The sequence below is a fragment of the Actinomadura nitritigenes genome, assembly GCF_017573545.1.
Classification (GTDB): domain Bacteria; phylum Actinomycetota; class Actinomycetes; order Streptosporangiales; family Streptosporangiaceae; genus Spirillospora; species Spirillospora nitritigenes.
Genome location: NZ_JAGEOK010000045.1, coordinates 1 through 19,602 on the forward strand (window position 1 = coordinate 1; position 19,602 = coordinate 19,602).

Consider the following 19,602-nt stretch of genomic DNA (forward strand, 5'->3'; position numbering starts at 1 on the left):
AACCGGCCGTGGAACCGGCCGTGGAACCGGCCGTGGAACCGGCCGTGGAACCGGCCGTGGAACCGGCCGTGGAACCGGCCGTGGAACCGGCCGTGGAACCGGCCGTGGAACCGGCCGTGGAACCGGCGGTGGAACCGGCCCTGGGACAGGCCGTCCGCGAGCGCGGGCGCCATGACCTGGCGCGGGATGCCCGCGGGCGGGCCCGCGCCGACGTCGACGCGCACCCCGCCGCCCGCTCTGACGTGCCCGGCCCCGGCGACCCGGATGTCCACCAGGTCGCCGTGCCCGCCCGTCCCGACGGTGACGCGGACGAACAGGCCGTGCGGGGGCCGGGGGACGGGCCGCGGCCGCGGCGGTCGCGCGTGCGGGGGCCGCTTCGGCGGAGGGCTCGCCGGGGGCGCCGCGACGTGCGGTCTCGGGTGCGGGGCGGGCCGGTGCGCGGCGGGCTGCACCACGACCGGTGCCGGGCGGTGCGCCGCCGGGTCGCGCGGAGCCGGCGGGGGCAGGGGCGGACGCGGCGCGGGCGGTTTCGGGGCCGGCGGCCTCGGCGCGGCCTGCGCGGCGGACGGCGGGTCCTGCGCGGGCCTGATCGGCTGCTTGTCGGACACGAGCATCATCGCGGCGGCCACCGCGGCCGCCACCGCCACCGCGCCGCCGCCCGCGAGCGCCTGCTGCTGCCGTCTCGGCAGGTGCCGCAGCCAGGTGAGCAGGCCGCCCCCGGACGCGAGCGCCACGCCGGACGCGGTGCCGAGGATCAGCGGACCCAGCCCCTCGCGCAGCGCCGTGTTGAGGGAGGCGAGTTCGGCTGCAGCCCCTTGCAGCGGCCGCAGCCGTCCAGGTGCCGCTGGATCCGGCGGCTCTCGCGCCCGGCGAGCGCGCCCCGGACGAACGAGCCGAGCTTCTCCAGCACCGGGCGGCACTCGCGGCGCACCTCCCCCAGGTCCGCGACGTGCGTCTGGAGGTAGGCCTGACGGAGCCCTTCGCGGGCCCGGTAGGCGAGCGCCGCCGCGCCGTTGGCGGAGAGGCCGAGCAGCGGCGCGATCTCGGCCGGCCTGGCGCCCTCGACCTCGGTGTACCAGAGCACCTCCTGCCAGCGGTCGGGCAGCGACCGGTACGCCTGGACGATCATCGAGCGCTCCAGTTCGGCGAGGGCCGGGTCCTCGAAGGGGACGCCCTGGTCGAACTCCTCGATCCGGTCGGTGCGGTGCACGCGCCGGTCGGCGCGCCGCCGGTCGTACACCGAGCGGCGCACGGCGGTGAGCAGGTACGGGCGGAAGCCGGTGTCGGGCCCGGCGCCGCGCCGCAGCACGCCGAGGACCTTGGCGAACGCGTCCTGCACGGCGTCCTCGGCGGCGGCCGGGTCGGACCCGCCGGTCAGGTGCCGGGCGAGGCCGCGCGCCGCCGCGAGGTGCCGCTCGTACAGCGTCGCGTACGCCGAGACGTCGCCGTCGCGCACCCGCGAGATGAGCGCCGCGTCCCCGGTCCCGGTCGTGGCGGGCTCCTCCACGTGGCCTCCTCACGGACGCGCCGTCCTTGGCGGGCTCTTCGCCACCCCGATGCTAGCTCATTGTGACGCCTTGACCACACATTGTCGCCTAGGTCGGCGCGCGCCATGTTCAATTTCCCGGAACGGCGTCATGGCGGGGGCGCTCGCGCGTTGGAGGGGCGTGGACGGTTCCCCAGTCCGTCCACCCGGGGTGCGCCCGTTCCGGCGAGGGGGCTGAACGGGTGCGCCCCGCTCCGTCGGTCGTGCCTGGCCGGAGCGGGGAACGGGCCGTGGTCAGCCGGTGATGGCGGCGCGGCCCAGCTCGGTGAGGGCGGCCTCGGTGCGGGGCGTCTCCCACTGGACGGTGCATTGCCGGCCGGTCAGCTCCACCGTGGCGATGGCGTTGTCGAACCATGGCCCTTCGGTCATCCGCCACCGCAGCGGCGGCGCGGGCACCTTCGCCAGCTTGGCGAGCGCCCGGAACGCCCCGCTCACGCCGCGCGCGGACGCGACGCGGTTGGCCCGGCGGATGGTGCCGCTCAGCGGGTTGCGCAGCGGCGAGCAGATGATCTGGGTGATGGCGGACGCGGTGTCCGGGGCGGTCACGCGGGACAGGCACGAGTAGTGGATGTCACCGGAGAGAAAGGAGATGCTGGCCGGGGCAGGACCTCGTTCTCCCTTACCGACCGCGATCACGTCCTCCGCCACCTGGCGGAAGGAGCGCTCGAACGCCGCCCAGTGCTCCAGGTCGGCGGCCTGCCGGACCTTCTCACCGAGGGCGGCGGCCCGCCGCCCCCACGCGCCGCCCGCGACGGCCTCGTTCCACGACTCGGCGTGGTGGATGGTGCGCGGCAGCAGGTAGGGCAGCGAGCTGGCGATGAGCAGGTGGTCCATACCGCCCTCGCACCGCCCGTCGAGCCAGCGGAACTCCTCGTCGTCGAGCATCCCGCGGCGGTCGGGGGTCAGCAGCCGGGAGCAGCGGCTGTCGACGACGACCAGCCGGGTGCCGCCCCAGTCGTGCGCGTAGCTCCACCGCATGGTCTCGGGCTGCTTGTCGGCCCGCTCGGCGAACGCGTCGAGGACCTCGCCCGCGTCGCCGCCGTCCTCGGACGCGGCGCGCACGGCGGCGAGGACGGGGTCGGACGCCCGGTCCTCCGGCGACATGTTCCCGAGGTGCTGGTAGATCCAGTAGGAGCCGATCCCGCCGGTGATCCGGGCCCGCCACCACGGCTGCGCCCACATCTGCTCGCGCCACGCGTGCGAGGTGTTCCAGTCGTCCCGGATGTCGTGGTCGTCGAAGATCGTGAAGGTGGGGACGGTCGACAGTAGCCACCGGACCGCCGGGTCGTCGCGCCAGGCCAGCTTGTACAGGTGGGTGTAGTCCTCGAAGTCGGCGGCCTCGTCGACGGGCGGCTCGTCCGCGGCGCGCCGCCCCCGGATGAACTCCTTCATCTCGTCGCTCAGCTCGTCGGCGTAGACCTGGTCGCCGACCATCAGCAGGACGTCGGGCCAGGTCACGCCGTCGCCGCCGGACCTGAGGCGGTGCGCGAACGCGGTGAGCGCGTCGTGCCCGAACCGTTCGGGGGTGCCGGGTGAGCGGCGGCACGACCCGAACGAGATGCGCAGCGTGCCCTCCGGGTCGAGGGTCCGGATCCGGCTCGGCGGGTCGTCGGAGCCGGGTTCCGGCCAGACCGTCTCGCCGTCGATGACCACTTCGTAGGGGACGCGGGCGCCGGGTTCGAGGCCGTCGACCTCCACGACCGCGTAGTGGTGGCCGTGCGCGGTGAACGTGCGGGCGCCCGCGTCCACCCCGTGGTCGGCGGCGACCACGCGGACCTCGCACGGGCGGTCGGTCTCCACCCAGATCGTCGCGGTGTGGGCGCTCACGTGGCGAAGGTGGGGGCCGAGTGCCAAAGCGGTCATAGAAGGTCTCTCTAGCGGAACCGGCGCTTCGCGTCCACCCGTCGCGGTCAGTGCCCGCCGCCGTCAGTGCCCGCCGTCGAGGAACGCGGCCTCGGTTTCCGGGGCGAGCCCTACGACCGGACGGTCCGGACGCTGCGGCGCCTGCCCGCCCATGGATCGCAGCCAGGTCCAGGTGTCCTCGACGGTCTCCGCCACGGGACGGCAGTGCAGGCCCGTGGCGAGCGCCTTGGCGACGTTGCCCTGGTGCATGGTGTCGTGGTCCTCCCCTGGCGGCAGCCAGATGGGGAGCTGCGTCCACGGTTCGATGCCGGCCTTGAGGATCGCCTCTGGGGACGTCCATACGAACTCGGCGTCGGATCCCGTCGTGCGGGCGCATGCGGCGAGGAGTTCGCCCATCGTGGTGTGGCCTGGCGGGCTCACCAGGTTGTAGGGGCCGCCCAGGTGCTGCTCTATGGCGTCCAGGGTCCAGGTGGCGAGGTCCCGGACGTCGATGTACTGGAGCGGCAGGTCGCGCGGGCCCGGTGCCAGGACGCGTCCCGCGCGCGCGACGCGGTTGAGCCACCACGGCAGGCGTCCGATGTTCTCGTGGGGGCCGAGTATCAGGCCCGCGCGCACGAGCAGGGCGCTGTCGCCGAACGCGTCGATCGCGGCCAGTTCACCGCCGCGCTTGGCCTCCGCATAGGCGACCTGACCGTCGTCCTTGGAGCCCTCTACGACGGCCGCGCTCTCGTCCAGCCCGGGGCCCGTCGGGTACGCGTAGACGGACCGGCTGGAGATGTAGACGTACCGCCCCACGCGCCCCTTCAGGAGCCGGGCCGCGTCGCGGACGACGGACGGCGCGGCCGACCAGGTGTCGATGACCGCGTCCCACTCCCCGGTGGCGAGGGTCGCGAGGCCGTCCTCCGTGGTCCGGTCGCCGTGCAGGGCCGTCACGCCGTCCGGCGGTTCGTGGCGGCCCCGGTGGAAGACCGTCACGTCCCAGCCGCGTTCCAGCGCAGCTCCGGTCATGGCGCGTCCGACGAACTCGGTACCGCCCAGCATTAGAAGTCTCATGGCGCGAACTGTACGGTCCGTACGCTACGTACGGAAGCGTTGTCCGCTGCCGGCGTCATCAGACGCCCCGGCCCGGTCCGGCGGCGATGCCCCGGAGCAGCGTGTCCACGACGAGCGTCGCCAGCGCCCCCAGGTCCTCGGTGTCCCGCGCCGTGCTGGCCTCGTAGAGCAGCGCGTAGTAGACGCGGCGCGCCCACAGCGGGTCGACGTCGTTCCGCACGACGCCGGCCTCCCGGGCCCGCCGGAAGAGGTCGTCGCACTGCGCCGCGATCTCCTCCTGCACGCGGACGACCTCCGGATCGGACGACCGCCCGGCCCGGGTCATCGCGAAGCCCCAGCCGATCTTGACCTCCAGGATGTTCGCGGTGACCTGGTAGAGCGTGACGAGCGGCGGCGTGCTCGGGCCCGGCGCGGCGTCGACGGCGTCCGCGAGGCGCCGGACGGCCCACGCGGTGAGCGCGTCGATCAGCGCGTCGCGGGTCGCGAACCGCCGGTGCACGGTCGTCCGCGCGACCCCGGCCGCCTCGGCGATCTGCTCCATCGTCGCCGCCGGGTCGGCGGACAGCACCCGCTCGGCGGCCTCCAGGATCGTCCGCACGGTGCGCTCCGCGTCCGCGCGCAGTGGTCTGCTCACCCTTGAAACAGTACAGCAGCGTCCTGGTTTGCCCGCTACTTGCAACATTGGTGTCGCGAGTATTACCTTCATTGCGTCATCAGTGACGCACTAAGGGGGATTTCCATGGACCTGCGACTGACCGGCAAGACCGCCGTGGTGACCGGCGCGAGCAGGGGCATCGGCCTCGCCGCCGTCGAGGCGCTGACCGCCGAGGGCATGCGCGTCGTCGCGGCCGCCCGCACCATCACCCCGGCCCTGAAGGAGACCGGCGCGATCACCGTCGCCGCCGACCTGTCCGCTCCCGACGCCCCGGCCCGCCTCGTCGAGACCGCGATCGCCGAGCTCGGCGGCATCGACGTCCTCGTGAACAACGTCGGCGGCGGCGACGGCGCCGGCAGCGTGGGCGGCTTCCTCTCCTTCGACGACGCCGCCTGGCAGGGCACGTACGAGCTGAACCTCTTCGCGGCCGTCCGCACCACCCGCGCCGCGCTGCCGAGCCTGCTGGAGCGCTCGGGGGCGATCGTGAACGTGTCGTCCAACGGCGCCCGCCTCCCGCACGCCGGCCCCACCCCGTACACGACCGCCAAGGCCGCGCTCACCGCGTTCGGCAAGGCGCTCGCGGAGGAGTTCGGGCCGCGCGGCGTCCGCGTCAACACGGTGTCGCCCGGCGTCACCCGCACCGCCCTGTGGGAGAGCCCGGACGGCTACGGCGCGAGCCTCGCCGCGGCCGTGGGGGTGTCCCACGAGGACCTGCTCGCGGGGCTGCCCGGCACGACCGGCATGGTCACCGGACGGCTCGTCGAGCCCGCCGAGGTCGCCGCGCTCATCGCCTACCTCGCGTCCCCGCTCGCCGGGAGCACCACGGGCACCGACCACCTCATCGACGGAGGCGCGGTCAAAACCGCCTGAGGAGGGATAACGTCGAAGTGTGGGCTTCGACATCGTCCGCGACCTGCCGCCGGCACTCCACGACAGGGCCGCCGCCTGGACCTTCATCAGGGAGTTCGCCGCAGGCTGGGGGCTGCCGCTCGGCGGGGAGGACGGCACGCCGGAGGCGGAACTGGCGGAGGCCGAGGGACGGCTCGCCCTCCGGCTGCCCGCCGCCGTCCGCGAGGCGTACGCGCTGTTCGGACGCCGGCCCGACCTGCACAGCAACCTCGACACCCTGCTGAGCCCCGGCGAACTGGCCGTCGAGCACGGCGCCCTGGTCTTCCGCGAGGAGAACCAGGGCGCGGCGCTCTGGGGCGTCCTGCTGGACGACTTCGGCGGCGACGACCCGCCCGTCCACGTCCGGCAGGACCTGGCCGACAAGTACGCCGAGCTGTGGGAGCCGTGGACCGACCGGTTCTCGGCGGCCGTCCTGGAGATCATCCTGTCGGAGGCGACGCAGGGCCCCGAGGAGCTGTGCGACGCCCGCGGCCTCGGCCCCGGCGAGGACGACGAGCTGGCCCGCCGCTTCGCCCTCGTCCCGTTCCCGTCGGAGAGCGGCCAGAACTTCTACGCCGCCCCGGGCGTGCTGCTGTCCGACGGCGGAGGCGACTGGCTGTCCGTCCGCGCCCGCGACCCCGACACCCTCGACCGGTTCCGCGCCCTCTTCCCCGGCGACTGGGTCAACGCCTGAACTCCCGCCGCTCCGGTTCCGCGTCCCGGGCGAGGTGCGAGCCAGCCCACAGCGGGTCGTCGCCGCCGGCCGCGAGATGCTCCTCGTACATCGCGACCTTGCGCGAGACGAGGTCGAGGCACCCTTGCAGCTCCGCGACGCGCGCGGTGACGCGTTCCCGATGGTCGCGCAGGAGCGAGAGCCGCGCCTCCACGGTCGCCGGGCCCTCCCGCACCAACTCCGCGTACTCGCGGATCATCGGCAGCGGCATCCCGGACGCCCGCAGCCGCGTGCACAGGTACAGCCACTCCAGCTCCGCCTCGCCGTAGACGCGCTGCCCGCCGACGCGCCGCACGGGCATCGCGAACAGCCCTTCCTTCTCGTAGAAGCGCAGGGTGTGGACGCTGAGACCGGTGCGCTCGGCGACCTGGCCGATGGTGAGGGGCATGGCCACGAGCTTGCCCTAGAGCCGGCTCCAGCACCTACCGTCCCGCCCATGACCGTCACCTTGATCACCGGCGGCTCCAGCGGCGTCGGCGCGGCCACCGCCCGCCTGCTGCTGGAGCGCGGCCACCGCGTCGCCGTCACCGGCCGCGACCGCGACCGCCTCGACCGCTTCGCCCGGACCTGCGGGAACCCGGGCGCGCTCCTGCCCATCGCCGCCGACGCCACCGACCCCGAGGCCGTGCGCGCCGCGGTGGACGCCGCCGTCGCCCGGTTCGGGCGGCTGGACGCCGCCGTCGCCAACGCCGGATCCGCCGCGTCCGACAGCGTCGTCGACGGCGACCCCGCCCGCTGGCGGGACATGGTGCTGACCAACGTCCTCGGACCCGCCCTGCTCATCCGCGCCTCCGCCGGCGCGCTGAAGGCCACGCGCGGGCGGATCGTCCTCGTCGGCAGCGTCGCCGGTCTCGTCCCCGCCCCCGGGTCCCTCTACGGCGCGACGAAGTGGGCCCTGACCGGACTCGCCGAGAACACCCGCCGCGCCGTCACCGGCGACGGAGTCGGCGTCACCCTGATCGCGCCGGGCCGCGTCGAGACCGCCTTCTGGGATGCCCTGGGCGGCGTCCCCGACGGCCCGGTGCTCACCGCCGGGCAGGTCGCCGAATCGATCGCCTGGGCCATCGGGCAGCCGCCCGGCGTGGACGTCAACACCGTCACGATCCGCCCCCTCGGCCAACCGGTTTGAGCAGGCCGGCGGGCTCGTCGAGCCACACCCGATGGCCGTCCCGCAACCGCCGCTCACCGCGAGCCGCTCGCCGCTCGACGCGCGCGGCAACGTCCGGAACGTCCATCACTTCCCCCGCTTCCCGCCGCCCTTGCCGGGGTCCGCCGACGGCCTCGGCGCGAACAGCGCGCCGAGCAGGATGCCGAGCACCAGCGACACCGTCATGGCGCCCCCGATGATCAATGCCATCGATTCGAGGTGGTCCGGTGACGGCGTCATGCCGCCCCGCCAAGCTCGACCCGCACGATTTTTCCCTTTCCCGGTCTTTTCTCCACGGTCCATCCCCGGGAAAGGCAGGCCACCAAGGGCAACCCCCGCCCTCCGAGGTCGCCGAGCGCCGGATGGCGCATCTCCGGAAGCTCGTCACTCCCGTCCCATACCTCAATAACCGGACAACTTCCGGAAAGGCGGCAAACAACCTTTATCGTGGGGTCGCCACCGACCCGCTCGGACGCCGTGATCGCATTGGTGACCAGCTCGGACACGACGAGCCGCGCCATGTAGTCGTCGCCCAGCTCCCAATGCGCCCACGCCACCGAGACGAGCTGCCGCGCCTCCCGCGCCGCCTCCGGAATCGGTTTGAGACAGCACTCGAAAGCGTCCGCCAAGCCGTCCACTTCCCGATCACCGCCCTTTCTCTGAATCTTCCGAGTTCCACTCCAAGAGTGAATGCCCCGGGCTACCTTGGCCATGGATCCGCAGACATCGGATACAAGATCGGAAATGGGAGGCGCGATGCTGCGCAGGGAAACGCTCGAACCACGATCGTCAATGTGGGACTTCCTGGCCTCCTACCTGCACTTTCTTCGTACGAAGCACGGCTACTCGTGCGCCTACGTAGGAGAGGTCGCGGGTGCTGCCCGGCAGACTGTCTCCCATTGGGAGAGCGGTTACCGCAAGCCCGACGAGAGGCAGGTCGATCTGCTCGACGACCTCTACGGCACCGGCAAGCTGCTCGCGACCCTGCTCTACTGGGCCAAAGCGGGACACGAGGCCAACTGGTACGAGGAGCAGGTGGCGCTGGAAGCCGTCGCCGAGGAGATCCGCATCTACGAGTCCGGCCTGGTGCCCGGCATCTTCCAGAACGAGGACTACGCCCGGACGCTCTTCACCCTGGGTGGCTCCACGGACGTCGAGAAGGACGTCCGGGAACGCATGGCGCGGAAGGCCGTCCTGAGCCGCGCCAAACCGCCTCGCATTTGGGCGCTTCTCGATGAGAACGTCGTCGATCGCGTGGTCGGCGGCAGCGATGTCATGCGCGAGCAGCTCGCCTACCTGATCGAGCTCTCTCTTATGCCGAACGTCGTCATCAACATCATCCCCCGATCCGTCGGCTACCACAGCGGGCTACGAGGATCGTTCAAGATCCTCACGGTGGGTCGTGAGATCTTGGCCTACACGGAAGCCGCGGCGGGTGGCAGACTCATGCGGGACCCCAATGAGACCGAGCGGATGAGGGTTCGGCACGATCTGCTCGGAGCCGACGCCCTATCGCGCCAGGCTTCGCGTGATCGCCTGAGGCAACTACAGGAGTCGATGGGATGACCCAGTGGCGCAAATCCAGCTATAGCTCGGGAGACTCGGGAACGGACTGCGTTGAACTTGCCGCGCTGGAGGCGGGCGTCGGTGTGCGCGACAGCAAGGACGCGGACGGCGGGCACGTCACGCTGGACCGAGCGTCTTTCGCCATGCTCCTCGTCCGAGCCAAGTCAGGTGCCCTGGACCTCCGGTAGGCCGACTCGGCCCTGACTGTGGAACGTCATCCGACGAAGCATCGGAGGCCGTGGCATGACCGCTCTGCGGTGGCGGAAGTCGAGTTATAGCGGCGGCACTTCGGGCTCCGACTGCGTCGAGGTGGCCGCGCTAGATGGGGTCGTCGGGATGCGGGACAGCAAGGACCCGGACGGCGGGCACGTCGCCGTCGATCGGGCGTCCTTCGCCGCTCTCCTCAGCCGTATCCGCAGCGGCGCTCTCGATCTGGCGTGACCTCCGGGGCTAGGCCGTGTCTGACAAATGGCCTTCGAGGATTCGGCTCGTCCTAGTGGGCGAGGTGCTGGAGCCAGTCGCGCAGGAGTGCGGTCTCGACGGGGCGGAGCGGGACGGTGGCCGGATCCGCTTCGCTGAGGGTCGCATCGAGCGCGAGGGCGCGAGCGGCGAGGGTGGGCTCTGGGGCTGGGCTCGTGTCGGTGGTCAGGGCGTTGATGAGTGCTTCCCGCATGCGTGGTGAGACCTCCGGGTCGCGGTCGTTCTCAGGGATACCGATCAGGGAGAGCGTGACGCCCGTCACCCCCGCCAAGAAGAGGTGGGCGGCAAGGACGGGCGGTACCCGTAGGCGGCCGTCGGAGGCGGCGCGGCCGAGGAACGTCATGAGGAGTTCCTGAGCCTCCCGCGCGGCAGGTGGGCGCCGGCCGGGGCGGTCGGTGCCGTACATCAGCAGGTAGAAGGCGGAGTGCTTCAGACCGAAGTCGACATGCATGTCCCATCCGCGGCGCATGTCGTCAACCGGGTCGCCGCTCGACGACAAGGTCTGCTTCTGGGCCAGGTAAAGGTCGAAGGCGTGGATGGCCAGGGCCGAGAGGAGTCCGTCCTTGTCGCCGAAGAGCTGGTAGAGGGAGGCGGCTCGGATGCCTGCCGCCGCTGCGACGGCGCGTGTCGAGAGCGCCTGAACGCCCCCCCGTTCCAAGAGCTCGGCTGCGACTTCCAGGATCTGCCGGCGACTGCGGGTCTTCGCATCATCCACGGTTGCAATGCTACGGCATAAGGCGTATCACTGGTTCGATCAGCGATACGGGAAATACCGTCGCAGTGATACGGCAGGAGAGGTCGATGAATCGTGTGGGATACGGCGCCATGCAGCTTGCGGGCCCTAAGGTCTGGGGATTCCCGGACGACCCGGAGGCGGCGCGGCGGGTGTTGCGCCTGGCTGTCGAGCTGGGCGTGACCTTCTTCGACACCGCGAACGCCTACGGGCCACGAACGGTAAACCAGCTGATCGGGCAGGCGCTCGGACCGATCCCCGAGGGCGTGATCGTGGGCAACAAGGTCGGCGCAGAGCGCGGCCCGGACAAGTCATGGCTTGTCGACGGCCGCCCGGAGACGGTCCGGCGGCAGGTCCACGAGGCACTGACCGACATGGGAACGGAGGCGAGCGAGCTGACCTACCTCCGACTCGTCGGTGACACCCCCGGCGCACACCAGGACGTGCCGCTGGAGGAATCGCTCGGCGCACTCGTCCAGCTGCGAGACCAGGGACTGATCCGCCGCATCGGCCTCTCCGGCGCGTCCCCGCAGATGCTGGCCCGCGCCCAGCGGATGACCCCCATCGCGGCGGTGCAGAACCGCTTCAACCTGCTTGACCGCAGCGGCGTCCAGGTCCTCGCCGACTGCGAGACCCAGGGCATCCTCTTCATCCCCTACTTCCCGCTGGCCGCCGGACGGCTCAGCGACCACCAAGAGCTGACCGGCCCGGCAGAGCGCCTAGGTGCCACACCTGCCCAGATCGCACTGGCCTGGCTGCTGCGCCGTTCGCCCTCCATGGTCGTCATCCCCGGCACGAGCAGTACCGACCACCTGCGGTCCAACATCGCAGCTTCCGAAGTTGCCGAACAATTGACCGACACCGAGGTCGCGCGCCTGACCGGACTCGTCGACGAGTCGCAAGCGGTCCTCGGCCAGCCCACGCCCCCCGCTCATGGCCACCGCTGAAAGGGCCCCGGGGATGTCGCTATCGGCCTCGGCCGCATCTGACGAATGATCTTCGGGGTTCTGTGACGGCGCCCATATCGCCTTTCGGGATGATGCATGTCGTGGCGATTCGGGGAGAGTTGACGGATGCGGCTGCGTCCCGCGTGCGGGCAAGGGACGGCCCCGCACCCGCCCGGACAGGATCCTGGCCGACAAGGCGTACTCGTCCCGGGCCATCCGAGCCTGGTGCCGGCGCCACGCCGTCACGGCCACCATTCCCGAACGGCGGGACCAGCAGGCCAACCGGCTCCGCCAGGGCTCCCGCGGGGGCCGCCCGCCCGCCTTCGACGCACAGGCGTACAAGCAGCGCAACGTCGTGGAACGCTGCTTCAACCGGCTCAAACAGTTCCGCGCCGTCGCCACCCGCTTCGACAAGCTCGCCGTCCGTTACCGGGCCGGACTCGAAATCGCCTCACTCATCCTCTGGCTCCGCCAACCAGCAAAGTGATCATTATCAGACACGGCCTAGTGGCACCACAGCTTGATGGCCTTGATCGCCTGCTCGGTCTCCGCCAGGGAGATCTCCCGGGAGCCGGAGAGTTCTGCCCTCGCGAACTCGAGGAGCGATGACCCGTACGTGGGGCCGCCCATGATGCCCTTGCAGATCCGGTTGGCGTGGTCCATGGCCCGTTCCTCGTCGCGGCCGAGACCGGGGTCGATCTGCGAGGCGATGGCCAGGTAGGGCCGCTTCTGCTCCGCCGTCGGCTCGGGCACGCTGCCCACCGAGCTGGTCGTCTGCACGGCCGCTGAAGCGGGGCCGTCGTCGCTCTCACCACCGCAGCCGGCGGAGAGCAACGCCATCACCACAGCCGCGCCAATGCGGCCTCCCTTGGCAACCATGGGCCGTACTGTAGGGCGCCACGTGCGGCCAAGGGCGCGAAAGAACATGGTCGACGCGGGTCGAGAGGGAACGCGGGTTCCTTGCTCGGTGGCCGGCTCGGGCGCATGCTCGTGGGCATGTCTGAGGTGCCCTCTCGTTTGTCCGCCGTGACGCTCGGCGCTCGGGACATGGCCGGGTTGCGCCGGTTCTATCGGGATCTGGGGTGGGAGGAGCTCCCGGCGAGCGACGACAACTGGGCGGGCTTCCTGCTCGGCGGGGTGCTGCTCACGCTGTATCCCGCGGATCTTCTGGCGGCGGAGGCGGCGGGCGGTGCTCCGGCGCCCGCCGGGTGGTCGGGGATCACGCTGATCTGCAACGTCGACCGTCGTGAGCAGGTGGATCCCGCGTTCGCGGCGGCGGTGGCGGCCGGAGCCACGGTGGTGGCGGAACCGGTGGACCGGTCCTGGGGCGGTCGCTCCGCGTACTTCGCCGACCCGGAGGGCAACCGCTGGGAGATCGCCTGGGCGCCGGGCACGCGCTTCGACGCCCGCGGCGCGCTGATCGGCCTGGACGGCTGAGACGGGGCGGGGTCTCGGAGAGCGGGACCTCGAAGGGCCGGCGCGAGCCGGTGGCGCAGACTCGGGCGCTATGGGTGCGCAGCGGAGCGAGTGGACCGATCGGCAGGAGATCCATGACGTCGTCCTGCGATACTGCCGCGGGATCGACCGGTTGGACTTCGAGCTCGTCCGGTCGGCCTACCATCCGGACGCCGTCGACCATCACACCGGCTTCGACGGGTCCGTGGAGGAGTACCTCGCCTGGGTCGAGCCGAAGCTGCGCGCCCGGCGCGGCGGGACGATGCACATCGTCGCGAACCACCTGGTCGAGCTGCTCGGCGACACCGCGGTAAGCGAGACGTACGGGACGTCGGTCCACTGGGGCGAGCCGGCCGGCGACGCGCGGGCGAACTTCACCAGCGGCGTGCGGTTCGTCGACCACATGGCGTGGCGGGACGGGCGGTGGGCGATCGCCGAGCGGTGGGCCGTCCGGGAGTGGACGAGGTCCGACGCGGGACGGCTCATGCCGAAGGAGGCGGCGGGCCCGTCGGGCACCAGGGACGGCGACGACCCTCTCATCCGGCTCCAGCGGAGCCTGCGCGGGACGGAGGCGGGCGCGTGAAGGTGGGGATCAGCTCGCCGATCGTGGCGCTGGCGGGGCGGCGTCCGGCATGGGAGGCCGCGGCCGGGACGGCCGAGCTCGTCCGGGTGGCGCAGGCCGCCGACCGGCTGGGGTACGCGTTCATGACCTGCCCCGACCACGTGGCCGTTCCGCCGGGGCTGCCGCGCGGGGAGCGCTTCTACGATCCGCTGGCGACGTTCTCGTTCCTGGCGGGGCTGACCACCCGGCTGCGGTTCCTGCCGTACGTGCTGGTGCTGCCCTTCTACCATCCGCTGGAGATCGCCAAGCGGTACGGGACGCTCGACCACCTCAGCGGCGGGCGGCTGGTCCTGGGGCTCGGGGTCGGGAACCTGAAGGAGGAGTTCGACCTGCTCGGCGCTCCCTTCGACGACCGCGGGCCGCGCGCCGACGACGCCCTAGCGGCGCTGCGGGCGGCGCTGTCCGGACGGACGGTGTCGTACGAGGGGCCGTACTACGCGTTCGAGGACATGGTGATCGACCCGCACGCCGTGCAGGAGCGGGTGCCGCTGTGGATCGGCGGGCACAGCGAGCGGGCCCTGCGCCGCGCCGTCACGCTCGGCGACGGCTGGGCGCCCGCGCCGCAGTCGTTCCGCGGGCCGACACCGGAGCTGATGCGGGAGATGCTCGACCGGCACGACCTGCCCGAAGGGTTCGACGTCGTCTTCACCCCGGGCGAGCGGCTCGACGCCGTCAACGATCCCGGACGGGCCCGCGAGGTGATCGCCACGGCGGAGGAGGCGGGCGCGACGCAGGTCAACCTGACGGTGCGGCACGAGTCCCTCGCGCATTACCTGGAGCAGCTAAGGGCGTTCGCGGAGACGGCCGGGCTCGACCGCGAGGCGTGAGCGGGCGGACCCGGAAGCCCGGAGACATGGGGCCTCCCGGAGGCGGCGGAACCGTCCGATGATCTGTCCGGCGCATCCCTCGGAGAGCGGAGTCCCCCCATGCGACGGCGCATCGCCTGCACCCTGGCCCTCGCCGGACTGGCCCTCGCCGCCACCCCGGCCGCTTCGGCGGCGGAGACGTGGCAGCAGACCTCCCGGCAGACCTACTACCTCCTCGACGCCCTGCAGCGGTCCCAGGGCATCGCCACCGACGGCACCACCTGGTACTTCTCGTGGAAGCTGGGGCTCAGCCGGGTCACCCTGGACGGCCGGACGGTGCTGGCGACGAACGCGCTCGCGATCCCCGCGCAGCTCTCCGCGCTCGGCGCGAACCACATCGGCGACATCGACTACCACGACGGCAAGATCTACGCCCCGATCGAGGACGGCACCGACTACCGGCACCCCTACATCGCGCTCTATGACGCCGCCACGCTGACGTACACCGGCACCGCGTACGCGCTGCCGCTCAGCGTGCAGCCGGACGGTGCGCCCTGGGTCGCCGTGGACGCGGCCCGCGGCTACGTCTATTCGTCCGCCTACGACCCGACTCCTGCGCTGAACGTCTACAGCCTCACGGACCTGCACCTGGTGAAGACCGTCCCGTTGAGCACGACCATCGGCAGCATCCAGGGCGCCAAGATCTACGAGGGCGACCTCTACGCGTCCTCGAACAACGACGCCAAGTCCATCTACCGGATCGACCCCGACACCGGCCAGGTCACCGACGTCTTCGACCGCGCGTCCTCGCTGCCCTCCGGCTCGGAGACCGAGGGGCTCGCGTTCCTCCCGACCTCGGACGGCGCGCAGATGCACGCCCTGGACGCCGTCTCCGGAAGGCTCGCGACGTACCTCTACAACTACCGCCAGACCACGTCCTGACCGCCCCCTGGCCCCGCCGCCGGGAAAGGCGGCGGGGCCGACGCGTTCGTCAACCGGCGGCGAGCGCCTGTTCGGCGGCCTCCAGTTCCTCCTCGGGGTCCAGCATGCGGGAGAGCATGTCGAGGTCGTCGGTGTCGTAGCGCGACCTGACGTCCTCCCACCACCTCTCGGCGGCGACGCGCAGCAGTTCGGCGGCCTCCGCGTGGCGTCCGGTCCGGTTCAACACGAGTCCGTAGTAGCCCGCAGTCTCAGTGCCGAACGCCTTGTCCCGCCCCTCTTCCCAGGCTTTGCGCAGGTACGGCTCGGCCTCCTCGTACCCGCCGCGCTGGGCGATGGCCTTGCCCGCCGTCATCGCGTGCAGCGCGCCGCCTCCGGCGGCCGCGCGGACGTACCACCGCTCGGCCTCCTGGTAGTCGCGGTGGTAGTCGGACAGCCAGCCCATGGTGTCGCAGGCGTCGTGGTCACCGGCGTCCGCCGCGACCCGCGTCCAGTGGTCGCGGCGGACGGGATCGCCGAGGGTCCGGTAGAGCCCCGCGAGATCGGCGGCCGCCGCGGCGTCGCCGGCCAGCGCCGCGGGCTCGTACCAGCGGACCGTCCAGCGCGCCGCCGCCCCGCCCCACTCGTAGAGCATCCGACCGTACGCGTGCGACGCCCCGACGTCCCCCGCCTCGGCGCGTTCCCGCAGGTCAGGCAGTCGGCGCAGGTCCTGGTCGGGCGGTACCTCGTCCTCGTCGCGGAGCCCGGCGAGGAGGGCGAGCCCTTCGGCGACGTCCTCGTCGCCGGGATCGAGCTCCCCGAGCGCCGCCTCCGCCTCGTCGAGCCGGCGTTGCCGCAGGTACAGGACGGAGAGCCGGAGCCGTCCGGCCTCGTGCCCCGCCTCGGCGGCGAGGGCGTACCAGTGCTCGGCCTCGGCGAGTTCGCCGCGCTCCTCGTTGAACACGCCCAGGACGAAGGACGCGCCGCCGTACCCGGCGGCGTGGGAGCGCAGGAGCAGGTCGCGGACCTCCGGCCAGCGGTCGTCGGCGCACCGCCGCTCAAGGAAGATCGCGTGCTCGACGAGCGCCTCCGGGCTGAGCGCCCCGGCCCTGCGGAGGTACTCCTCGGCCTCCGCCGCCAGCCCGGGATAGTCCTTGAACTCGCGGTCCATGTCGTCGAGCGGCGCCAGGGCCTCCACGGCGGCGTCGCCGTCCCCGGTCTCCTCCGCCGCGTCGAGGGCGGCGGCGATCCCGTCGAACGTCTCGCGGACGCCCTCGAAGAGCTGCACCCACCGGAAGACCGCGATGTCCCCGATCCCGGCGTCCTTCATCAGGAACGCCGCGGCCTCCGCCGGCTCCCCCTCGGCCGCGAGGAGCCTGCCCAGCTCGATCTTGCAGTCGAGACGGCCCATGTCCCAGCCCTTCCGGAACCACCGGGCCGCCTCCGGGTCGCCGTTCTCCTTCAGCAGGACGGCCAGGCCGTACGCGCAGCCGGAGTGGCGGTCGGCGGCGAGGCGGTAGAGCCGCTCGGCCTCCGCGCGGTCGCCGCGGATCTTGCGGTAGCGGGCGAGGGTGTACGCGGAGAAGGCGTCGCCCGCCTCCACGGCCCGCTGCCAGTAGGGGATCCCCTCGTCGACGCGGCGGCCGAGCACGAAGAAGTCTGTGTGCGCGCGGGCGGCCTTCTCGTCGCCCGCGCGGGCCGCGGCGACGAGGGCCTCGCCGCGCGTCTCGATGGTCCGTGTCTCGTCCTGATCCATGTCCAAGATCGTGTCATTGGTCCGCGTGTGCGGCGGCGGTTCCGGACGGGTCCGAGCGCGGCGGGCGGTCAGCTGAAGGCGCGGCGGTAGGAGTGGGGGCTGACGCCGGTCGTCTTCTTGAAGCGGTCGCGGAACGCGGTGGGCGACCCGAACCCGACCTGCGCGGCGATGCGCTCCACCGGATGGTCCGTGGTCTCCAGCAGGTGCTGCGCCTGGCGGACGCGGGCGCGGTGCAGCCACTGCAGCGGCGTCGTGCCGGTCTGCTCGCGGAACCGGCGGATCAGGGTGCGGGTGCTGGTCCCGGCGTGGGCGGCGATGTCGGCGAGGGACAGGTCGCGGCCCAGATTGTCCTGGAGCCAGCCGAGCAGCGGTTCGAGGGCGGAGCCGCGCGGCGCGGGCAGGTGGTCGTGCACGATGAACTGCGCCTGCCCGCCCTCGCGTTCGAGGGGCATGACCGACAGGCGGGCCGCGTCGGCGGCGACGGCGGAGCCGTAGTCGCGGCGGATCAGGTGCAGGCACAGGTCCAGGCCGGCGGCGGCGCCGGCGGACGTGAGGATCCGCCCGTTGTCGACGTAGAGGACGTCCGGGTCGACGTCGATCTCCGGGTGGGCGGCGGCCAGCTGGTCCGCGGCGAGCCAGTGCGTGGTCGCGCGCAGCCCGTCGAGGAGCCCGGTGGCCGCCAGCGGGAACGTCCCCGTGCAGATGGACGCGATGCGCGTGCCGCCTTCCGCGGCCGCCCGGAGCGCGTCCCGCACGGCCGGGGACGGCGGGTCCAGCGGGGTCGCGGTGCCGGGGACGATGACGGTGTCCGCCCCGTGGAGCCCGTCCAGCCCCCAGGGTGCGCGGAGCGTGAAGGCGCCCGCGTCGATCTCCGGCCGCTCGGCGCACACCCGGATCTGGTAGCCGGGGCGGCCGTCCGGGAGCCGGGTGCGGGTGAACACCTCGATCGGCGTGGACAGGTCGAACGGGATCACCCGGTCCAGCGCGAGGACGGCGACGGTGTGCATGGCGAGAACCTACCTCCACACTGCGCGGAGTGACACGGCAGAGAGCATGCGATTCCGTCTTTCTCCCAGCTCGGAGGCGTGGTGTGACTGCTGGCATTTATCCGTTGAAGGCTGGCACTAATGCCACTGGGGGACGGGGCGGCGGGCCTCTAGCGTCGGCTGTGATCCCGGCGCGCCCGCTACCGAAGGAGCCCCTCATGCATGCCCAGATCGTCCTGTTCGACGGCTTCGATCCGCTCGATGCCGTCGCCCCCTTCGAGGTCCTGCACGCCGGCGGCGCCGCGTCCGGCGCGGTGAGCGTGGAACTCGTGTCCGCCGAGGGGCCGCGCGACGTCGTCGGCGGCACCGGCGGGCTGGCGCTCCGCGCCACCGCCGCCCTCGACCCCGCACGCGCGGACCTCGTCGTGGTCCCCGGGGCGTCCGGCCGCATCGGCGACCCCGGCGAGACCCCCGATCAGGCCGCCGGGACGGGCGAGCCGAACCCGGACGACACCATCCCCGTCCTGCTGGGACGCACCCTCACCACCGGACTGCCCGCGCTGCTCAAGACGGCGATGGACGACCCGGACGTGACGGTCGCGACCGTCTGCGGCGGCTCGCTCGTCCTGGCCATGGCCGGCCTGCTGGAGGGACGCCACGCCGTCACCCACCACATGGGCATGGGCATGCTCGATGCCACCGGTGCCCGCGCCGTGCGCGCCCGCGTCGTCGACGACGGCGACCTCGTCACCGCGGCGGGCGTCACCTCCGGCCTCGACCTCGCGCTCTACCTGCTGGAACGCGAGGTCGGCCCGCGGATCGCGCACGCCGTCGAGGACCTGTTCGCCCACGAGCGGCGCGGCACGGTCTGGCGCGCCGCCGGCCCCGTGCCCGCCGGCTTCTGACGTCACCCGAGAGAGGCGGAGCACCGTGGCGAAGTTCTTTCTGGTCCTGCACGTCCTGGCCGCCGTGATCGCGATCGGGCCCGTCGCGGTCGCCGCGAGCATGTTCCCCCCGGCCTTGCGCCGCGCCCAGGCCGCCCCGGACGATCCCGCGGCCCTCACGACCCTCCGGACGCTGAACCGCATCTGCCGCGTCTACGCGGCGGTCGGCCTCGCCGTCCCCGCCTTCGGCTTCGCCACCGCGAGCGCGCTCGGCGTCCTCGGCGACGCCTGGCTGATCGTCTCGATCGCGCTGACCGCCGTCGCCGCAGGCGTCCTGGCCCTGCTGATCCTGCCCGCCCAGGACGGCGCCGTCGCCGCCGCCGGTACCCCCGGCTTCGGGCGCGTCGCCCCGGCACGCATCGCCATGTCGACCGGCGTGTTCAACGTGCTGTGGGCCGCGGTGACCATCGTGATGATCGTCCGTCCCGGCTCCACGACGGGCGCGTGACCGGCGCCCGCCCGTGACGGGCCTCACGCCCGCCGCCCGTGACGCGGACCCGGAGC

The 19,602-nt window shown here is 72.6% G+C and carries 26 protein-coding genes; 14 read left to right on the forward strand and 12 right to left on the reverse strand.

Annotated elements, in window-relative coordinates; genetic code table 11:
• The 5 genes from J4557_RS43195 to J4557_RS43215 all read right to left on the reverse strand — a co-directional run.
• On the reverse strand, window positions 1–734 hold a 734-nt coding region (locus J4557_RS43195; RefSeq protein ID WP_208272670.1), incomplete at its 3' end, for a hypothetical protein.
• 20 nt (window positions 735–754) lie between these two features.
• Complete coding sequence (locus J4557_RS51345) at window positions 755–1,507, reverse strand: sigma-70 family RNA polymerase sigma factor (protein ID WP_208272672.1); 753 nt, start codon at window positions 1,505–1,507, stop codon at window positions 755–757.
• 273 nt (window positions 1,508–1,780) lie between these two features.
• The gene (locus J4557_RS43205) at window positions 1,781–3,409 is read right to left on the reverse strand and encodes an alkaline phosphatase D family protein (protein ID WP_208272674.1); all 1,629 of its coding nucleotides are present in this window, start codon (window positions 3,407–3,409) and stop codon (window positions 1,781–1,783) included.
• 63 nt (window positions 3,410–3,472) lie between these two features.
• Window positions 3,473–4,462, reverse strand: a complete 990-nt coding sequence (locus J4557_RS43210; RefSeq protein ID WP_208272676.1) for an NAD-dependent epimerase/dehydratase family protein — start codon at window positions 4,460–4,462, stop codon at window positions 3,473–3,475.
• A 58-nt stretch (window positions 4,463–4,520) separates the two neighbouring features.
• Window positions 4,521–5,096 carry a TetR/AcrR family transcriptional regulator gene (locus J4557_RS43215; protein WP_307800540.1) on the reverse strand — a complete coding sequence of 192 codons (576 nt, stop codon included), beginning with the start codon at window positions 5,094–5,096 and terminating at the stop codon, window positions 4,521–4,523.
• A 105-nt stretch (window positions 5,097–5,201) separates the two neighbouring features.
• On the opposite strand from J4557_RS43215, the gene J4557_RS43220 reads away from it, so the two are divergent.
• Both J4557_RS43220 and J4557_RS43225 read left to right on the forward strand, forming a co-directional pair.
• A complete protein-coding gene (locus tag J4557_RS43220; RefSeq protein ID WP_208272678.1) occupies window positions 5,202–5,987 on the forward strand; it encodes an SDR family NAD(P)-dependent oxidoreductase in 786 nt (261 codons plus the stop codon).
• 19 nt (window positions 5,988–6,006) lie between these two features.
• The gene (locus J4557_RS43225) at window positions 6,007–6,699 is read left to right on the forward strand and encodes a hypothetical protein (protein ID WP_208272680.1); all 693 of its coding nucleotides are present in this window, start codon (window positions 6,007–6,009) and stop codon (window positions 6,697–6,699) included.
• Here J4557_RS43225 and J4557_RS43230 read toward each other — a convergent pair.
• Entirely contained in the window at window positions 6,689–7,126 is a 438-nt protein-coding gene (locus tag J4557_RS43230; protein ID WP_208272682.1) for a MerR family transcriptional regulator, read from the reverse strand. The two genes, J4557_RS43225 and J4557_RS43230, sit on opposite strands and share 11 nt — an antisense overlap.
• Window positions 7,127–7,174: 48 nt before the next feature.
• On the opposite strand from J4557_RS43230, the gene J4557_RS43235 reads away from it, so the two are divergent.
• On the forward strand, window positions 7,175–7,867 hold the full coding sequence (locus J4557_RS43235; RefSeq protein WP_208272684.1) for an SDR family oxidoreductase: 693 nt from the start codon (window positions 7,175–7,177) through the stop codon (window positions 7,865–7,867).
• Between the two features lie 105 nt (window positions 7,868–7,972).
• Here the strand turns inward: J4557_RS43235 and J4557_RS43240 are convergent, their stop codons facing one another.
• Together J4557_RS43240 and J4557_RS43245 are read right to left on the reverse strand one after the other, a co-directional pair.
• Window positions 7,973–8,125, reverse strand: a complete 153-nt coding sequence (locus J4557_RS43240; RefSeq protein ID WP_208272686.1) for a hypothetical protein — start codon at window positions 8,123–8,125, stop codon at window positions 7,973–7,975.
• Window positions 8,122–8,598 carry an ATP-binding protein gene (locus tag J4557_RS43245; RefSeq protein ID WP_208272688.1) on the reverse strand — a complete coding sequence of 159 codons (477 nt, stop codon included), beginning with the start codon at window positions 8,596–8,598 and terminating at the stop codon, window positions 8,122–8,124. The genes J4557_RS43240 and J4557_RS43245 overlap by 4 nt, the downstream gene beginning before the upstream one ends.
• 43 nt (window positions 8,599–8,641) lie before the next feature.
• On the opposite strand from J4557_RS43245, the gene J4557_RS43250 reads away from it, so the two are divergent.
• The 3 genes from J4557_RS43250 to J4557_RS43260 are packed head-to-tail and all read left to right on the forward strand — an operon-like array spanning window position 8,642 to window position 9,892.
• Window positions 8,642–9,451, forward strand: a complete 810-nt coding sequence (locus J4557_RS43250; protein WP_208272690.1) for a helix-turn-helix domain-containing protein — start codon at window positions 8,642–8,644, stop codon at window positions 9,449–9,451.
• The gene (locus J4557_RS43255; RefSeq protein WP_208272692.1) at window positions 9,448–9,639 is read left to right on the forward strand and encodes a DUF397 domain-containing protein; all 192 of its coding nucleotides are present in this window, start codon (window positions 9,448–9,450) and stop codon (window positions 9,637–9,639) included. Before J4557_RS43250 ends, J4557_RS43255 begins: the two co-directional genes overlap by 4 nt.
• 55 nt (window positions 9,640–9,694) lie before the next feature.
• Entirely contained in the window at window positions 9,695–9,892 is a 198-nt protein-coding gene (locus J4557_RS43260) for a DUF397 domain-containing protein (RefSeq protein WP_208272694.1), read from the forward strand.
• Window positions 9,893–9,944: 52 nt separating this feature from the next.
• Here J4557_RS43260 and J4557_RS43265 read toward each other — a convergent pair whose 3' ends face one another.
• A complete protein-coding gene (locus J4557_RS43265) occupies window positions 9,945–10,646 on the reverse strand; it encodes a TetR/AcrR family transcriptional regulator (protein ID WP_208272696.1) in 702 nt (233 codons plus the stop codon).
• Between the two features lie 86 nt (window positions 10,647–10,732).
• On the opposite strand from J4557_RS43265, the gene J4557_RS43270 reads away from it, so the two are divergent.
• Both J4557_RS43270 and J4557_RS43275 read left to right on the forward strand, forming a co-directional pair.
• A complete protein-coding gene (locus J4557_RS43270) occupies window positions 10,733–11,611 on the forward strand; it encodes an aldo/keto reductase (RefSeq protein ID WP_208272697.1) in 879 nt (292 codons plus the stop codon).
• 76 nt (window positions 11,612–11,687) lie between these two features.
• A complete protein-coding gene (locus tag J4557_RS43275; protein WP_208272823.1) occupies window positions 11,688–12,098 on the forward strand; it encodes a transposase in 411 nt (136 codons plus the stop codon).
• Window positions 12,099–12,115: 17 nt separating this feature from the next.
• Here the strand turns inward: J4557_RS43275 and J4557_RS43280 are convergent, their stop codons facing one another.
• Window positions 12,116–12,490, reverse strand: a complete 375-nt coding sequence (locus tag J4557_RS43280; protein WP_208272699.1) for a hypothetical protein — start codon at window positions 12,488–12,490, stop codon at window positions 12,116–12,118.
• Window positions 12,491–12,607: 117 nt separating this feature from the next.
• Here J4557_RS43280 and J4557_RS43285 point away from each other — a divergent pair, with 117 nt between their 5' ends.
• From J4557_RS43285 to J4557_RS43300, 4 genes are all read left to right on the forward strand, one after another.
• On the forward strand, window positions 12,608–13,048 hold the full coding sequence (locus J4557_RS43285) for a VOC family protein (RefSeq protein ID WP_208272701.1): 441 nt from the start codon (window positions 12,608–12,610) through the stop codon (window positions 13,046–13,048).
• Between the two features lie 70 nt (window positions 13,049–13,118).
• Entirely contained in the window at window positions 13,119–13,649 is a 531-nt protein-coding gene (locus J4557_RS43290) for a nuclear transport factor 2 family protein (RefSeq protein WP_208272703.1), read from the forward strand.
• Entirely contained in the window at window positions 13,646–14,515 is an 870-nt protein-coding gene (locus J4557_RS43295; RefSeq protein WP_208272705.1) for a TIGR03619 family F420-dependent LLM class oxidoreductase, read from the forward strand. The genes J4557_RS43290 and J4557_RS43295 overlap by 4 nt, the downstream gene beginning before the upstream one ends.
• A 99-nt stretch (window positions 14,516–14,614) precedes the next feature.
• Window positions 14,615–15,436 (forward strand): YncE family protein, encoded by an 822-nt coding sequence (locus tag J4557_RS43300; RefSeq protein WP_208272707.1) that lies wholly within the window; start codon window positions 14,615–14,617, stop codon window positions 15,434–15,436.
• A gap of 49 nt (window positions 15,437–15,485) precedes the next feature.
• Here the strand turns inward: J4557_RS43300 and J4557_RS43305 are convergent, their stop codons facing one another.
• Together J4557_RS43305 and J4557_RS43310 are read right to left on the reverse strand one after the other, a co-directional pair.
• Window positions 15,486–17,168: a hypothetical protein gene (locus J4557_RS43305; protein ID WP_208272709.1), complete on the reverse strand. Its 1,683-nt coding sequence runs from the start codon at window positions 17,166–17,168 to the stop codon at window positions 15,486–15,488.
• A 68-nt stretch (window positions 17,169–17,236) separates the two neighbouring features.
• The gene (locus tag J4557_RS43310; protein ID WP_208272711.1) at window positions 17,237–18,175 is read right to left on the reverse strand and encodes a GlxA family transcriptional regulator; all 939 of its coding nucleotides are present in this window, start codon (window positions 18,173–18,175) and stop codon (window positions 17,237–17,239) included.
• A 197-nt stretch (window positions 18,176–18,372) separates the two neighbouring features.
• On the opposite strand from J4557_RS43310, the gene J4557_RS43315 reads away from it, so the two are divergent.
• On the forward strand, window positions 18,373–19,059 hold the full coding sequence (locus J4557_RS43315; RefSeq protein WP_208272713.1) for a DJ-1/PfpI family protein: 687 nt from the start codon (window positions 18,373–18,375) through the stop codon (window positions 19,057–19,059).
• A gap of 25 nt (window positions 19,060–19,084) precedes the next feature.
• Entirely contained in the window at window positions 19,085–19,546 is a 462-nt protein-coding gene (locus tag J4557_RS43320; protein ID WP_208272715.1) for a hypothetical protein, read from the forward strand.
• The last annotated feature ends 56 nt before the right edge of the window (window positions 19,547–19,602 follow it).

What these genes read in the sequence shown, in the direction of transcription:
- J4557_RS43205 (WP_208272674.1), bottom strand. Translation starts at nt 3,409, where the DNA reads ATGACCGCTTTGGCACTCGGCCCCCACCTTCGCCACGTGAGCGCCCAC.
- J4557_RS43210 (WP_208272676.1), bottom strand. Translation starts at nt 4,462, where the DNA reads ATGAGACTTCTAATGCTGGGCGGTACCGAGTTCGTCGGACGCGCCATG.
- J4557_RS43220 (WP_208272678.1), top strand. Translation starts at nt 5,202, where the DNA reads ATGGACCTGCGACTGACCGGCAAGACCGCCGTGGTGACCGGCGCGAGC.
- J4557_RS43230 (WP_208272682.1), bottom strand. Translation starts at nt 7,126, where the DNA reads ATGCCCCTCACCATCGGCCAGGTCGCCGAGCGCACCGGTCTCAGCGTC.
- J4557_RS43235 (WP_208272684.1), top strand. Translation starts at nt 7,175, where the DNA reads ATGACCGTCACCTTGATCACCGGCGGCTCCAGCGGCGTCGGCGCGGCC.
- J4557_RS43240 (WP_208272686.1), bottom strand. Translation starts at nt 8,125, where the DNA reads ATGACGCCGTCACCGGACCACCTCGAATCGATGGCATTGATCATCGGG.
- J4557_RS43245 (WP_208272688.1), bottom strand. Translation starts at nt 8,598, where the DNA reads ATGGCCAAGGTAGCCCGGGGCATTCACTCTTGGAGTGGAACTCGGAAG.
- J4557_RS43250 (WP_208272690.1), top strand. Translation starts at nt 8,642, where the DNA reads ATGCTGCGCAGGGAAACGCTCGAACCACGATCGTCAATGTGGGACTTC.
- J4557_RS43255 (WP_208272692.1), top strand. Translation starts at nt 9,448, where the DNA reads ATGACCCAGTGGCGCAAATCCAGCTATAGCTCGGGAGACTCGGGAACG.
- J4557_RS43260 (WP_208272694.1), top strand. Translation starts at nt 9,695, where the DNA reads ATGACCGCTCTGCGGTGGCGGAAGTCGAGTTATAGCGGCGGCACTTCG.
- J4557_RS43270 (WP_208272697.1), top strand. Translation starts at nt 10,733, where the DNA reads ATGAATCGTGTGGGATACGGCGCCATGCAGCTTGCGGGCCCTAAGGTC.
- J4557_RS43280 (WP_208272699.1), bottom strand. Translation starts at nt 12,490, where the DNA reads ATGGTTGCCAAGGGAGGCCGCATTGGCGCGGCTGTGGTGATGGCGTTG.
- J4557_RS43285 (WP_208272701.1), top strand. Translation starts at nt 12,608, where the DNA reads ATGTCTGAGGTGCCCTCTCGTTTGTCCGCCGTGACGCTCGGCGCTCGG.
- J4557_RS43290 (WP_208272703.1), top strand. Translation starts at nt 13,119, where the DNA reads ATGGGTGCGCAGCGGAGCGAGTGGACCGATCGGCAGGAGATCCATGAC.
- J4557_RS43300 (WP_208272707.1), top strand. Translation starts at nt 14,615, where the DNA reads ATGCGACGGCGCATCGCCTGCACCCTGGCCCTCGCCGGACTGGCCCTC.
- J4557_RS43305 (WP_208272709.1), bottom strand. Translation starts at nt 17,168, where the DNA reads ATGGATCAGGACGAGACACGGACCATCGAGACGCGCGGCGAGGCCCTC.
- J4557_RS43310 (WP_208272711.1), bottom strand. Translation starts at nt 18,175, where the DNA reads ATGCACACCGTCGCCGTCCTCGCGCTGGACCGGGTGATCCCGTTCGAC.
- J4557_RS43315 (WP_208272713.1), top strand. Translation starts at nt 18,373, where the DNA reads ATGCATGCCCAGATCGTCCTGTTCGACGGCTTCGATCCGCTCGATGCC.